This is a genomic window from Nocardia mangyaensis, from assembly GCF_001886715.1.
Taxonomy (GTDB): domain Bacteria; phylum Actinomycetota; class Actinomycetes; order Mycobacteriales; family Mycobacteriaceae; genus Nocardia; species Nocardia mangyaensis.
Genome location: NZ_CP018082.1, coordinates 3,768,912 through 3,782,316 on the forward strand (window position 1 = coordinate 3,768,912; position 13,405 = coordinate 3,782,316).

The window sequence follows — 13,405 nt, forward strand, 5'->3', positions numbered from 1 at the left end:
GGCAACGTCCACCGAGTAGCCCGGCACGGCCCTCGAGCGAGGCTTTCGGCACAGCGGTGGCCGCTCCATCGGCAGACCTGCCGCCGACCTGGTCTGGCGCCCGGCTAGGGTCGAGCTGTGCCGCAGAAGATCATCCTCGACGTCGACACCGGGATCGATGACTCGCTGGCGCTGCTGTATCTGCTGGCGTCCCCGGAGGCCGAGATCATCGGGATCGCGGCGACTGCCGGCAATGTGCCGACCGCCCAGGTCGCGATCAACACCGCGGCGCTGCTCGAGCTGACGGGGGCGGGTGGGATCGAGGTGGCAGCCGGTGCGGACGAACCCCTCGCCGTCCCATTGCGCACCACCGAGGACACCCACGGCCCGCAGGGCCTCGGCTACGCGGAACTGCCGGTCCCGACGCATCCGCTCTCGGACCGCTCGGCCGCCTCGATGTGGGTCGAGCTGGCGCGGGCGCAGCCGGGCGAGGTGATCGGCCTGTGCACCGGCCCGCTCACCAATCTCGCGCTGGCACTGCGGATCGAGCCGGAGCTGCCACGCCTGCTGCGGCGGCTGGTGATCATGGGCGGGGCGTTCAACCATCCCGGCAACACCACGCCCACCAACGAGTGGAACATCCACGTCGACCCGGAGGCGGCCAAGGAGGTGTTCGACGCGTTCTCGGCGGCGCCGCCGGATCGCAGACCCCTGGTGTGCGCGCTCGACATCACCGAGACCATCGAGATGCGCCCCGAGCACCTGATCGCGCTGGCCGAGGCGGCGCACAGCCTGCCGATCGAGCGCGTCGACGCGGGCGACCAGCCCGAATGGCGTTCGGCGGCGAGCAATCCGGTCATCCGCTACCTCACCGACGCGGTGCGATTCTATTTCGACTTCCACCACCTCTACGACCTGGGCTATCTGGCGCACATGCACGATCCGTTCGCCGCCGCGGTCGCCCTCGATCCGGCGCTGGCCACCACCCGCCCGGCCACGGTGGACGTCGAACTGGCCGGCACCATCACCCGGGCGACCACGGTCGCCGACTGGGCGGGCATGTGGGGCCGGGAACCCAACGCCGACATCGTGATCGGCACCGATCCCGCCGTGTTCTTCGAACGTCTCGTCACCCGCGTCGGGGCGCTGGCCCGGCGCCTGTACCCGGAGCCGCCGTCATGACCGTCGATACCGCCGTCTACCTCGCCGATTTCCGGCGCCGCCTCGAGCTGCCCGCGATCGTCGACGTGCACACCCATTTCATGCCCGATCAGGTGATGCGCAAGGTGTGGGCGTATTTCGACGCCGCCGGCCCGCTGACCGGGCGCGCCTGGCCGATCACCTACCGCGATGACGAGCAGGTGCGGCTGAAGACGTTGCGCGACTTCGGTGTCCGGGCGTTCACCTCGCTGGTCTATCCGCACAAGCCGCAGATGGGTGCCTGGCTCAACGACTGGACTGCCGATTTCGCCGCCCGCACCCCCGACTGTCTGCACACCGCCACGTTCTATCCGGAGCCCGAAGCGCCCGACTACGTCCGCACGGCACTCGACCGTGGCGCGCGGGTCTTCAAGGTGCACATCCAGGTCGGCGCGTTCTCACCGCTGGACCCGCTGCTGGACCCGGTGTGGTCGATCCTGGCCGAGGCAGGCACGCCGGTCGTCATCCACTGCGGATCCGGCCCGGCACCCGGTGAATTCACCGGTCCCATCCCGATCGCCGAACTGCTGCGGCGCTTTCCGACACTGCGGTTGATCGTCGCCCATATGGGCACCCCGGAGTACACCGAGTTCCTCGATCTGGCCGAGCAATACCCGCAGATGTATCTGGACACCACCATGGTGTGGACCGATTTCAGCGAGGGCGACTCCCCCTTCCCGACCGGTGAACGAGATCGTCTGCGCCGCTTCGCCGATCGCATCTTGTTCGGCAGCGACTTCCCCAATATCCCGTACCCGTACGCCGAGTCCGTCGCCGCGCTCGAACGTCTCGAACTCGGCCCGGACTGGCTGCGCAAGGTCTGTCACGACAACGCCGTCGAGCTGTTCGACCTCGACTGATCAGGCGGGAATCGCCAACCCCTCGGCCAGCAGCGGCCAGGAGTTCTTGAATGCCTTCTGCCAGTAGCCCCATGAGTGGGTGCCCTGGGTGGACAGGTCGAAGGTGGCCGGGATGTCGAGTTCGATGAGCCGATCCTGCAGGTTCTTGGTGCACCAGTTGGTCGCGGCCTCGATCACCCCGCCGACGACGACCTGATTGGCCAGGCCGACCGGCCCCCAGGTGACCAGGTGTGGATCACCGAGCCGGTCGTGCTCGCCGGGCAGCCCGTTGCCGGTGGAGATGTAGAGCCGGGTCCCGCGCAGCCCTTCGGCATTGACCACCGGATCGTTGGCGACCCACGCCGGGTCGCCGGGCGGGCCGTACATGTTGGACGCGTCACCGCCGCCCGTGCCGACGACGAGGTTCACGAACTGCCGTCCGATCGGATCGCTGATCTGCGCGCAGCCGCTGTAGGCGGCGACCGAGCGGTACAGCCCCGGCTTGGCGATCGCGAGTTGCAGGATGGAGGTGACGGTCATCGAGTTCGCGGCGATCGCATTGCGCCCGGTCGTGGCGAACAGGGCATCGACGAGCGCGGGCAGCTCATCGAGGAAGAAGGTGCGCCACTTGTTCACGCCGAGCATCGGATCGGGCGCACGCCAGTCGGTGTAGTAACTCCACGCGCCACCGACCGGCATCACCACGTTGACCGGCTTGTCGGCCAGGAAGTCCACCACATCGGTGTTCTCCTCCCACGTGGCGGTGTCCTCGCCGCCGCCTGCGCCATTGACCAGATACAGCGCCGGACGCGGCACCGAGGTATCCGCGGGCCGCTGCACCTTCACCTCGACATCGCGGCCCATGGCGGCCGAATGGATCCGCACCGTCACCTGCCGTCCCTGCACCGCGATCACCTCGGCCCGTGATCCGTCGATCGCGACCGCCCGGTTGGCCGCCGCGACGCCGGGCTCCTTCGCCCCCGCCGCACCGGTACCCATCACCGTCGAGCCCACGGCGACGAGAACCGCCGCCAACGCCGAGACTGCGCCGCGGCACCTCATCGATCACACCTCCACACCGAAACCGACCGCTCAGTGCGGTCGGTCACAATATCGAGTGAGATCACATCACCGTTACCGGCTCTTACCGATTTGTCACCGAACACAACGGTCCGATTCGCCTCGGCGACAACTCGACCGTGTGCGGCGTCAGGTCAGTTTGGAGGCGTAGACGGCCAGCCGGACGCGGTTGTCGGTGCCGGTCTTGTCGAGGAGGTTGGCGATGTGGGTCTTGACAGTGCTCACACCGAGGTGCAGGCGGTCGGCAATCGCCTGGTTGCCGTGTCCCTCGCCGACCAGGCGCAGCACCTCGAGTTCGCGGGCTGTCAAATCCGCTGGTGCCGAGGGAGATTCAATTCGGGTCTGAAGCGCACGGTCGATCAGTCGGCGCAGCAGGGTCGGCGAGAACAGCAGGTCCCCCTCGGCGGTGCGTCGAATCGCGTCGAGCAGGACGGCGGGGTCGGTGTCCTTGACGAAATAGCCCGCGGCGCCGGCGGCGAGGGCGGGGAACAGGTGCTCGTCGTCGTCGAAGGTGGTGAGTACCAGCACTTTCGCTCGCGGCGAGGAAGTGAGGATCTGCCGTGTCGCGGCGACCCCGTCCAGGCCGGGCATACGCAGGTCCATGACGACGAGGTCGGGCACGAGTTCGGCGTAGCGGCGAACCGCTTCGACACCGTCGGCCGCTTCCCCGACGACGACGAGATCGTCGGTGTCCTCGATGAGCATCCGCAGACCGGCGCGGATCAGCCGCTGATCGTCCACCAGCAGAACCCGGATCACCTCAGCTCCCCTGTTCGCTCGGGCAGCCAGGCCCGCACCACCCAGTTCGCCTCCTCGGCGCCGACAGCGAGCGTTCCCCCGGCGAGTGCGGCGCGTTCCCGCATTCCGACGATGCCGTGCCCGGGCAGGGCGGCCGTGGCCGCACCACCGCTGACGACCTCGACGCCGATGCCGCCGTCGCCTCGGCCGATCCGGAACCGCACCGGCACAGCCCGATCCGCGTGCTTCATGACATTGGTCAGCGACTCCTGCACGAGGCGCAGCAGGGTGAGCCGGGTGATGGCGTCGAGTCCGTCCAGGTCGGGTTCGAGCTCGGCCTCGACGGTGAACCCGGCCGCGCGCACCCGGTCGACGGCCGCGGCGATCTCGGTGGCGACGGACTCGGGGTCGACCAGCGCCACGGTGCCGAGGTCGGGGTCGCGCAGGGCGGCGAGGAGCCGGCGGATGTTGGTGAGGGCGTCGGCGGCGGTACCGCGTACGTCGTCGAGGACGGCGACGACCCGCGGATCAGCCGTGCGCACCACATGTCCGGCCACCGAGATCCGCAGGATGATCGAGGCCATGTGGTGGGCGACCACATCGTGCAGCTCCCTGGCGAGGGCGGCACGCTCGTCGATGCGGGTGCGGGCTTCGGCGTCGGCCGCGCGCATCCGCAGGTTCTCGGCCAGGTCGCGCTGTCCGCGCAGGTACAGCCCGAGCAGCAGCGGCAGGCCCACGTAGGCCGCGGCCTCGACCACGGTGGAGGCACGCCCGATCGAGGTGTCGTGCAGGCCGAGGTGACCGAAGACGACCGCGGCGGCCCACGCGCCCGTCGCCACCCAGACCGGCGCCTGCCGGTGCGAACGCGCGATCACGTCGACGAGCGCCACCGCGCCCAGGTAGGGCACCAGGCCCGACACACCCCACGCCGGGGTGCGCAGCATCGGGACGGCCAGGGCCGACAGCACGATCGACACCGTGAGTGGCCGACGCGCGCCCGCGAGGAACACCACGCCCGCGGCCATCGCCAGCAGCCAATAGTGCGCGGGCACCCGGTACTGGCCCGGATACGTGCTGGCCAGCAGCAGCACCGGGATCAGGACCAGTGGCAGCCAGCGAAGCAGCTGCCGAGGAGCACGGATGTCGATCACGTACCCACGCTAGGGGACGGATGAGCAGTAGCACGCGATCGGCGCGTCCGCAACCACCGCGCGGTCGGAAACGGGCTGGTCGGGTCCGGCTGTTCGGCGGAGTCGCCGCGACCGCGACCGCTCGAAACTGGAGGTCCACGCACAGACAAGGAGCGCACGTTGGTCTCGCGACGAGGATTTCTCACCGGTCTCGCCCTCGTTCCGGTGGCGTACGCCGCCGGATGTTCGATCCAGCCCTCGGCGCCGGCGTCGACGACCGGGACCCGTCCGCTGCCGATCCCGCCGCTGGCCCCGTCCACTGTCGGCGCCGACGGGGTCCGCCGGTTCGCCCTGCGGGCCCAGCCGGGCAGCACCGAAATGGTTCGCGGGATACAGACGCCGACCTGGGGGTACAGCGGGTCGGTGCTCGGCCCGACCGTGCGGGCCCGCCGCGGTGAGCAGGTCGCGTTCACCATCACCAATGACCTGCCCGAGGCGACCTCGGTGCACTGGCACGGCATGCACGTGCCCGCGGAGTTCGACGGTGGCCCCCATCAGATGATCGCCCCCGGTGCGGTCTGGGCGCCGGGCTGGACCGTCCAGCAACACGCCGCGACACTGTGGTACCACCCGCATCCGCACGGCGCGACCGAGAAGCATGTGCAGCGCGGCCTTTCCGGCTTCTTCCTGATCGACGACGACAGCGCCGCGGAGTTCGGTCTGCCGAGAGAGTATGGGGTCGACGACATTCCACTGGTGATCCAGGACCGCCGCTTCACCGCCGATGGCCGGATCGACGAATCCGACACCACCGATGTCGGGCTGCTCGGCGACACCATCGTCACCAACGGGATCACCGACGCCCACCTCACCGTCACCACCGAACGTGTCCGTTTGCGCATCCTCAATGGGTCGTCCGGGCGTCTCTACAACCTCGCCTTCGCCGACGGGAGACCGTTTCAGCTGGTCGCGACCGACGGCGGGTTGCTTTCCGAATCGGTTGCGCTGGAACAGATCCAGCTCAGTCCGGGGGAACGGGCCGAGCTGCTGGTCACCCTGCGCCCCGGCGAGAACGTCACGTTACGGTCGCTGCCGATCACCGACCGCACCGGCGTCGATCGCGCCGCCGAGTTCGGCTTCGACGACACCTTCGACATCCTGACCCTGCGCGCCGCCGACGCTCTGCGACCCGCCGCCGACCTCCCCACGGCCCTGGTCCCGATGACTCCCCTCGCCGCGGCCACCGCCGCGCCGACCCGCACCTTCGACCTGCAGTGGTTCATGATCAACAACCGCCGCATGGACATGAATCGCATCGACATGACCATCCCCGTCGACACCACCGAGGTCTGGTCGGTCCGCAACAAGGACAACTGGCCACACAACTTCCACGTCCACGACGTGCAATTCCAGATCCTCGCCATCGACGGCGATCCCCCGCCCCCGGCCTTGTCCGGCTGGAAGGACACCGTCTACACCGCCCCCGACACCACCTACACCCTCGCCATGCACTTCGCCGACCACGCCGACCCCACCTACCCGTACATGTACCACTGCCACCTCCTGCACCACGAGGACAAGGGCATGATGGGCCAATTCCTCGTCCTCGCCCCGGGCCAGCAGCCTGCCCCGATGGCGATGGACATGAGCGGCATGGACCATGGCTGACCAGCCGGTCAGGCCTGCGATTCGAGGTAGGCGGCCAGCGCGTCGACGAGCACGCGCGTGCCTTCCTCTCGCTCGGCGCCGGTGTCGAACCCGTCGAGGTGGGCACCGAATTCGACAAGGGTGAGTTTGGTGCCCGCGGCGACGGGTTCGAATTCCCAGGTGGCGACCGAGGTGGAGATGTGCGTGCCGTTGACCCACATGTCGTAGGTGTAGACGATGCGTTCGTTCTCGATGATGTCGGTGTAGGTGGCGACGAAACGGGAGGTCAGCTTCTGTTCGAAGGTGCCCTCGTTGACCTCCAAGCCACCGACGCGGAAGTCGACCGACACCTCGCCCAGCTCCCAGCCTTCTTCACCGCCGAACCACTCGCTCTTGACAGCGGGGTCGGCGAACGCGCCGAAGGCGACCGGGGGCGCCACGGGCACCTCGCGTTCGATGGTGAACTGAGCGTGACTGATGGAGCGGGTGACCGTGTTGTTCATTGTTCTTCTCCCTGTGTGGTTTTCGCTGACTTCTCGAGTAGTGCCGCGAGCCGGTCCAGCTGCCGCTCGGCCGGTGGACGTTGGCGCCCCAGCCATTCGATCGCGGCTCCGAAGGCGCCCGGCACCAGTTGGTAGGTGCGCACGCGGCCGATCTTCGCCGAACTGACGACCTGCCCCGCTTCCAGCGCCTTCAGGTGCTGCACGATCGTCGGCAGGGCCGCGTCGAACGGCGCGGCCAGGTCCGACACCGACGCGGGCCCCCGCGCGAGCCGCTCGACGATCGCTCGCCGAGTCGGGTCGGCCAGGGCCCGGAAGACACTGTCGAGTCCTCCGCCCGGCTCGGCACGTGAATACTTAGGCACATACCTAAATATTCACGGAACGCGGCGCTCGCGCAACCCCCATCCGTCAGCCCGCCCGCTTCAGGCCCATGCGCGTCATGGCGACGGCACACAGGGCCAGGGAGGTGAGGGTGCGCTTCCAGAGGCGGATCACCGCTTGTTCGACGATGATGCCGATACGGTCGGCACAGGTGGCGGCTTCGGCGATCGCCACCCGGCTGTCGACGAGGGTGGGGTCACTGAGGATCTCGTCCAGTCGCAGACCCGCGACGGCCTGGTCGCGAGTGAGGGGCAGCTCGGGAAGCCAGGTGAGGCGCCAGCGGCCGTCGTCGCCGAGAACGGCACGCTCGGGAGTGCGATCGCTGCCGATCGTTCGACCCGTACGGAAGATCGCCATCAGTGCCTCCCGGGGCCCAGACTTTCGCTTCCACCCTCCACGGTCCACGAAAATCCGCCCAGACAACAGCTGGCAAATCCCATCCCGCCCGGCTATCATGCCAGCGATACTAGCTCTCAGCTGGGCAAACAGCACTCACCAGCAAGCGAGCAACCACCACCACCACGATGGCAGCGAATCCGCGGTGACGCGATGCGCGCCTATTCCCCGTCGAACGCCGTGAGGATTTGCTCGGCGGCCAGGGCGGGAGTGAGGGTGCCGGCGCGAACGGCGGATTCCACCTGCGCTCGAACGGATTTCACCGTCGGATTGTCGGCCAGGCGGCGCAGGATCTGGTCGTGGACCATGGTCCAGGTCCAGTCGACCTGTTGGCGGCGGCGCTTCTCGGCGAATTCGCCCGCCTCGGTGAGGACTCGGCGATGTTCGAGGACGGTGTCCCAGAACTTGTCGAGGCCGATGCCTTCCAGACCACTCATGGTGAGAACCGGGGGTCGCCAGAGCGCGTCGTGCGGGTGGATCAGGCGCAGGGCGCCCTGGAGTTCGCGGGCCGCGCCCTTGGCTTCCAGTTCGTGCTTGCCGTCGGCCTTGTTGACCGCGACCAGCTCGGCGAGCTCGAGCACGCCCTTCTTGATGCCCTGCAACTGATCTCCGGTGCGGGCCAGGGTGAGGAAGCAGAACACGTCGACCATGTTGGCGACGGTCACCTCGGACTGGCCGACGCCGACGGTCTCGACCAGGATCACGTCGTATCCGGCCGCCTCGAGCAGCACGATGGTCTCGCGGGTGGCTTTGGCGACGCCGCCGAGCGTGCCCGCGGTCGGTGAGGGGCGGATGAACGCGTCGGGTTCCAGGGCCAGGCGCGCCATGCGGGTCTTGTCGCCCAGGATCGAGCCGCCGGTGCGGGTCGAGGACGGGTCGACCGCGAGCACCGCCACCCGATGCCCCTCGGCGAGCAGTTTCATGCCGAGCGCGTCGATGAAGGTCGACTTGCCGACCCCGGGGACACCGGTGATGCCGACCCGGTTCGACACGACCGCACCGGGTTCGGTACCGAGCCGAAGCAGCAGCCGCTGGGCCAGTTCCCGATGGTCGGAGCGGGTGGATTCGACCAGGGTGATCGCCCGCGCCAGCGCCGACCGCTGACCGGCCTGGATCTGCGTGGCGAGCGCGTCGATGTCGATGGCCTGCCGCGCACCCGGCGCGGTGCGGCCCGCGTTGCGCGGTGCGCCGACACCTACGGTCGTGCCGAGCCGAGGGTGGGCCGTCCCACCCTCGGCCCCGTGTGCGGCGTCGCTCATTCGGTTGCGCCGCCGCCGATCTCGTGCCCGAGGGAGGCGCCCAGCTTCTGCAGCAGATCGATCGCCGCGTCGGCGATGACGGTGCCGGGCGGGAAGATCGCCGCGGCGCCTGCCTCGTAGAGCTCGTCGAAGTCACCGGGCGGGATGACACCGCCGACGATGACCATGATGTCGGGCCGCCCGACCTCGGCCAGTGCCTGCCGCAGGGCGGGCACCAGGGTGAGGTGACCGGCGGCCAGCGAGGAGACGCCGACGATGTGCACGTCGTTGTCGGCGGCCTGACGCGCCACCTCTTCGGGCGTCTGGAACAGCGGACCCACGTCGACGTCCATGCCGAGATCGGCGAAGGCGGTCGCGATCACCTTCTGGCCGCGGTCGTGACCGTCCTGACCCATCTTGGCGACCAGGATGCGCGGGCGGCGACCCTCGGCCTCGGCGAATTCCTCCACCAGTTCGATGGCGGCGCCGATATTGGAGGCCTTGCCTGCTTCGTCGCGGTACACACCGGACAGGGTACGGATTTCGGCCTGATGGCGGCCGTAGACCTTCTCCAGCGCGTCGGAGATCTCACCGACGGTGGCACTGGCGCGCGCGGCCTCGATGGCCAGAGCCAGGAGGTTGTTCTCCATGCCGCCCTCCGAGGACGCGGCGGCGCGGCTCAGGTTGGCCAGCGCCTGTTCGACCGCAGCCGAGTCCCGTTCGGCGCGAAGGCGTTCCAGCTTCTCGATCTGTTCGGCACGCACCCGCGAGTTCTCGACCTTGAGAACCTCGACCTGCTGGTCCTCTTCGACCTGGTACTTGTTGACACCGATCACCGGCTGCTGTCCGGTGTCGATACGCGCCTGGGTGCGCGCGGCCGCCTCTTCGATGCGCAGCTTCGGAATGCCCTCCGCAATGGCCTGAGCCATCCCGCCGTGCGCCTCCACCTCGGCGATGTGCGCGCGGGCGCGTTCGGCGAGCTGGTGGGTGAGCCATTCGACGTAGTAGGAGCCACCCCACGGGTCGATCGGGCGCGTGGTGTTGGACTCCTGCTGGATCAGCAGCTGGGTGTTGCGGGCGATGCGCGCGGAGAAGTCCGTGGGCAGCGCGAGGGCCTCGTCGAGGGCGTTGGTGTGCAGCGACTGGGTGTGACCCTGGGTCGCGGCCATCGCCTCGATGCAGGTGCGCGCCACATTGTTGTAGGCGTCCTGTGCGGTGAGCGACCAGCCCGAGGTCTGCGAATGGGTGCGCAGTGACAGCGATTTCGCGCTCTTGGGCTCGAACTTCGACACCAGCTCGCTCCACAGCAGGCGCCCGGCGCGCAGCTTGGCGACCTCCATGAAGAAGTTCATTCCGATCGCCCAGAAGAACGACAGCCGCGGCGCGAACTTGTCGACATCCATGCCCGCGGCGATGCCGGCGCGGATGTATTCCACGCCGTCGGCGAGGGTGTAGGCCAGCTCCAGATCGGCTGTCGCACCGGCCTCTTGGATGTGATAGCCCGAAATGGAGATCGAGTTGAATTTCGGCATCTCGGCGCTGGTGAAGGCGAAGATGTCGGAGATGATCCGCATGGAGGGCTTGGGCGGATAGATGTAGGTGTTGCGAACCATGAACTCTTTCAGAATGTCGTTCTGAATGGTTCCGGCCAGCAGTTCGGGGCCCACACCCTGTTCTTCGGCGGCGACAACGTAGAGCGCCAGGATCGGCAGCACCGCGCCGTTCATGGTCATCGACACCGACACCTGGTCCAGGGGAATCTGATCGAAGAGCTGGCGCATGTCCAGGATCGAGTCGATCGCGACGCCCGCCATTCCCACGTCGCCCTGGACGCGGGGGTGGTCGGAGTCGTAGCCCCGGTGGGTGGCGAGGTCGAAGGCGACCGAGAGACCCTTCTGGCCCGCCTGCAGGTTGCGGCGGTAGAAGGCGTTGGAGTCCGCGGCGGTGGAGAAGCCCGCGTACTGGCGGATCGTCCACGGCTGGTTCACGTACATGGTCGGGTACGGACCACGCAGGAACGGCGCGACGCCGGGCACCGTGTCCAGCGGATACCCCTGCGCGACAACAGCGTCCCGGTCGGCCTTGGTGAACACCGGCGGCACGTCGATACCCTCGGGCGTGGACCAGACGAGCTGCTCGGGGGTGGTGTGGTTCGCCGTGGCCGCGTTCGCCACGAACTCGCGCACCTGCTCGGTGTCGACGGCGGCCGCGTCGGGCGTGTGCTCGGTGAGCGGTACCTCGGCGAAGCTACCGACGACGTGCTCGATATCGGACGTGGTCATCAGGCTCCCACCTTCTCCAGCAGCTGCGACAGAACCGCGACCGCGTCGATGCGCAGGGCGAGGTACCCGTCGGGACGCTGTGTTCCGCTGTACTGCGCGACCGATTTCTCCGGCCCGGCCAGCAGCACGGTCTCGACGCCGGCGGCGCGCAGGGCGTCCACCGCCTCGCCCGCCTGCTCGGTGTAGCGCTTGTCCGCGCCGCACAGGACCGCGATGCGCGCACCGGCTTCCCTGGCGGCGGCGGCGATTGCGTCGATCGCCAGCGGGCCGGGGTTGACCGACTCGATCCCGCCGGAGGCCAGCACGTTCGCGGTGAAGATGGTCCGCGCGTTGTGCTCGGCGACCGGGCCCAGCGGCACGATCAGCGCCTTCGGGCGGGCCCCGTGGGCGGCGAGGTAGGCGTCGGACCGGTTGCGCAGCGTCTCGAACGCGGCACCGTAGCGCACGTTCGGCCCCCGCTCGCGGGCCTGCTCCGACAGCGGCGCCTCGGCGAGGTTGGGGAACTCGTTGACACCGGTCACCGCGGCGCGGCGATGCGCGACATCGGCGGCGCGGGTGGCGGCGGTCTCGGCGATCCGCGCCGCCAGCACACCGGAGTCGAGCGCGGCGAGGTAGCCGCCCTCGGCCTCGAGTTCCTGCATGAATGCCCACGCTTTGGCGGCGAGTTCGTCGGTCAGCGCGTCGACGTACCAGGAGCCGGCGGCCGGGTCCTGCACGTGGCCGAGGTGGGATTCCTCGAGCAGCAGCAACTGGGTGTTGCGGGCCATGCGCTGTGAGAACGTGGTCGACACACCCAGTTCGCCCGGGGGCAGTGCCGCGTCGAAGGGCAGGACCGTGACCGAATCGGCGCCGCCGACACCGGCGCCGAAGGCGGCCAGGGTGGTGCGCAGCAGGTTCACCCACGGATCGCGCTGGGTCATCATGGCGGCCGAGGTGACCGCGTGCTGCGGTGCGGCACCGAAGGCGGGGGCGCCGCACACCTGCGCGACCCGAGCCCACAGGCGCCGGGCCGCACGGAATTTCACGATGGTGGCGAACTGGTCGTCGGTGGCCGCGAAGCGGAACTCGAGCTGACCGAACGCGTCGGCGATGTCGACCCCGGCACCGGTCAGCAGGCGCAGATACGCCAGCCCGGCGGCGATGGCCGCGCCCACTTCCTGGGCGTCGGCGGCGCCGGCATTGTGGAAGGCGATGCCGTCCACGGTAATCGCGCGCACCGACTCGGGCCGGGCGATCGCGCGGACGGCCAGCGCGACGGCCTCGGCCTGGTCGACGTCTTCGGCGCCGGTGAAGGCACTGGTCAGCGGGGCGGCGGCGAGGCCGACCCGAATCTGCGCGCGATCGTCGATCGAGTAGCCGTCGAGGACCTCGAACACCTTCTGGGCGGCCGAGCTGGTCGCCGCACCGGCGACCAGCGTCAGCGGGGCCAGCTCGTACAGCAGCCCGCGCAACGCGACGGGGATGTCGTCGACGGCCACGCCGTAGGGCCCGACACCGAGCGCGATGGCGCTCACGCCGTTTTCCAGGCCGGTCAGGATCGCCCGGTTGGTCGCCTCGGCGTCGTCCTCCCCGGCGAAGGCGCTGACGAACCAGCCGCGCTGCGGGTCACGCGTGGCGTCGCCGCCGCGGACGTAGGGGAAGGCGCCGGGCAGCGGCTGCTCGGGCAGCTCGTCGCGGCGGGTGTAGAGCGGGGCGATGGTCAGCCCGTCGTAGGTGGTCTCGTCGAGCAGGTGCTCGGGTTCCGCGGGGAGTTCGGCGGCCTCGACCCGCCGCGCTTTGGCCAACACGCCCGCCACGCCCTGACGCCATGCGGCGTATTCGGGTACCGGTTCCGGCGCGATGCCCGCCCCGGACTCTGAACCAATCGGCATAGCTGCTGTTCTCTCTTCCACCGGCGCTGTAGCGCTGGTCCGACACTCCGGTGAACCGGGATATGCCCGGATTCCTCCTTGATGCTAACTGTGACACCGTGTCCATCCACTCGGGCCATCC

General features: G+C 69.1%; 12 protein-coding genes. 3 read left to right on the top strand and 9 right to left on the bottom strand.

What is annotated here, in order from left to right; all coding sequences use genetic code 11:
• Positions 1-117 precede the first annotated feature (117 nt).
• Both BOX37_RS17020 and BOX37_RS17025 read left to right on the top strand, forming a co-directional pair.
• Positions 118-1,161 (top strand): nucleoside hydrolase, encoded by a 1,044-nt coding sequence (locus BOX37_RS17020; RefSeq protein ID WP_071928515.1) that lies wholly within the window; start codon positions 118-120, stop codon positions 1,159-1,161.
• Entirely contained in the window at positions 1,158-2,039 is an 882-nt protein-coding gene (locus tag BOX37_RS17025; protein WP_071928516.1) for an amidohydrolase family protein, read from the top strand. Before BOX37_RS17020 ends, BOX37_RS17025 begins: the two co-directional genes overlap by 4 nt.
• Here BOX37_RS17025 and BOX37_RS17030 read toward each other — a convergent pair whose 3' ends face one another.
• The 3 genes from BOX37_RS17030 to BOX37_RS17040 all read right to left on the bottom strand — a co-directional run bounded on the left by BOX37_RS17030 (position 2,040) and on the right by BOX37_RS17040 (position 4,987).
• Positions 2,040-3,080: an alpha/beta hydrolase gene (locus BOX37_RS17030; RefSeq protein ID WP_071928517.1), complete on the bottom strand. Its 1,041-nt coding sequence runs from the start codon at positions 3,078-3,080 to the stop codon at positions 2,040-2,042.
• A gap of 147 nt (positions 3,081-3,227) precedes the next feature.
• Positions 3,228-3,857 (bottom strand): response regulator, encoded by a 630-nt coding sequence (locus tag BOX37_RS17035; protein WP_071928518.1) that lies wholly within the window; start codon positions 3,855-3,857, stop codon positions 3,228-3,230.
• The gene (locus BOX37_RS17040; protein ID WP_071928519.1) at positions 3,854-4,987 is read right to left on the bottom strand and encodes a sensor histidine kinase; all 1,134 of its coding nucleotides are present in this window, start codon (positions 4,985-4,987) and stop codon (positions 3,854-3,856) included. Before BOX37_RS17040 ends, BOX37_RS17035 begins: the two co-directional genes overlap by 4 nt.
• 159 nt (positions 4,988-5,146) lie before the next feature.
• Here BOX37_RS17040 and BOX37_RS17045 point away from each other — a divergent pair, with 159 nt between their 5' ends.
• Entirely contained in the window at positions 5,147-6,634 is a 1,488-nt protein-coding gene (locus BOX37_RS17045; RefSeq protein WP_071928520.1) for a multicopper oxidase family protein, read from the top strand.
• Positions 6,635-6,642: 8 nt separating this feature from the next.
• Here the strand turns inward: BOX37_RS17045 and BOX37_RS17050 are convergent, their stop codons facing one another.
• The 6 genes from BOX37_RS17050 to BOX37_RS17075 all read right to left on the bottom strand — a co-directional run bounded on the left by BOX37_RS17050 (position 6,643) and on the right by BOX37_RS17075 (position 13,284).
• Entirely contained in the window at positions 6,643-7,116 is a 474-nt protein-coding gene (locus BOX37_RS17050; protein ID WP_071928521.1) for an SRPBCC domain-containing protein, read from the bottom strand.
• Positions 7,113-7,478 carry an ArsR/SmtB family transcription factor gene (locus BOX37_RS17055; RefSeq protein ID WP_071928522.1) on the bottom strand — a complete coding sequence of 122 codons (366 nt, stop codon included), beginning with the start codon at positions 7,476-7,478 and terminating at the stop codon, positions 7,113-7,115. Before BOX37_RS17055 ends, BOX37_RS17050 begins: the two co-directional genes overlap by 4 nt.
• Positions 7,479-7,524: 46 nt before the next feature.
• Positions 7,525-7,854: a hypothetical protein gene (locus BOX37_RS17060; protein ID WP_071928523.1), complete on the bottom strand. Its 330-nt coding sequence runs from the start codon at positions 7,852-7,854 to the stop codon at positions 7,525-7,527.
• Positions 7,855-8,054: 200 nt separating this feature from the next.
• Positions 8,055-9,152 carry a methylmalonyl Co-A mutase-associated GTPase MeaB gene (gene meaB / locus BOX37_RS17065; protein ID WP_084759756.1) on the bottom strand — a complete coding sequence of 366 codons (1,098 nt, stop codon included), beginning with the start codon at positions 9,150-9,152 and terminating at the stop codon, positions 8,055-8,057.
• Positions 9,149-11,413 (bottom strand): methylmalonyl-CoA mutase, encoded by a 2,265-nt coding sequence (gene scpA, locus BOX37_RS17070; RefSeq protein WP_071928524.1) that lies wholly within the window; start codon positions 11,411-11,413, stop codon positions 9,149-9,151. The genes meaB and scpA overlap by 4 nt, the downstream gene beginning before the upstream one ends.
• Positions 11,413-13,284: a methylmalonyl-CoA mutase family protein gene (locus BOX37_RS17075; RefSeq protein WP_071928525.1), complete on the bottom strand. Its 1,872-nt coding sequence runs from the start codon at positions 13,282-13,284 to the stop codon at positions 11,413-11,415. Before BOX37_RS17075 ends, scpA begins: the two co-directional genes overlap by 1 nt.
• Positions 13,285-13,405 lie beyond the last annotated feature (121 nt).

Excerpts from the sequence above, each read along its gene's own strand:
- BOX37_RS17025 (WP_071928516.1), top strand. The coding sequence starts at position 1,158 with ATGACCGTCGATACCGCCGTCTACCTCGCCGATTTCCGGCGCCGCCTC.
- BOX37_RS17030 (WP_071928517.1), bottom strand. The coding sequence starts at position 3,080 with ATGAGGTGCCGCGGCGCAGTCTCGGCGTTGGCGGCGGTTCTCGTCGCC.
- BOX37_RS17050 (WP_071928521.1), bottom strand. The coding sequence starts at position 7,116 with ATGAACAACACGGTCACCCGCTCCATCAGTCACGCTCAGTTCACCATC.
- BOX37_RS17060 (WP_071928523.1), bottom strand. The coding sequence starts at position 7,854 with ATGGCGATCTTCCGTACGGGTCGAACGATCGGCAGCGATCGCACTCCC.
- meaB (WP_084759756.1), bottom strand. The coding sequence starts at position 9,152 with ATGAGCGACGCCGCACACGGGGCCGAGGGTGGGACGGCCCACCCTCGG.
- scpA (WP_071928524.1), bottom strand. The coding sequence starts at position 11,413 with ATGACCACGTCCGATATCGAGCACGTCGTCGGTAGCTTCGCCGAGGTA.
- BOX37_RS17075 (WP_071928525.1), bottom strand. The coding sequence starts at position 13,284 with ATGCCGATTGGTTCAGAGTCCGGGGCGGGCATCGCGCCGGAACCGGTA.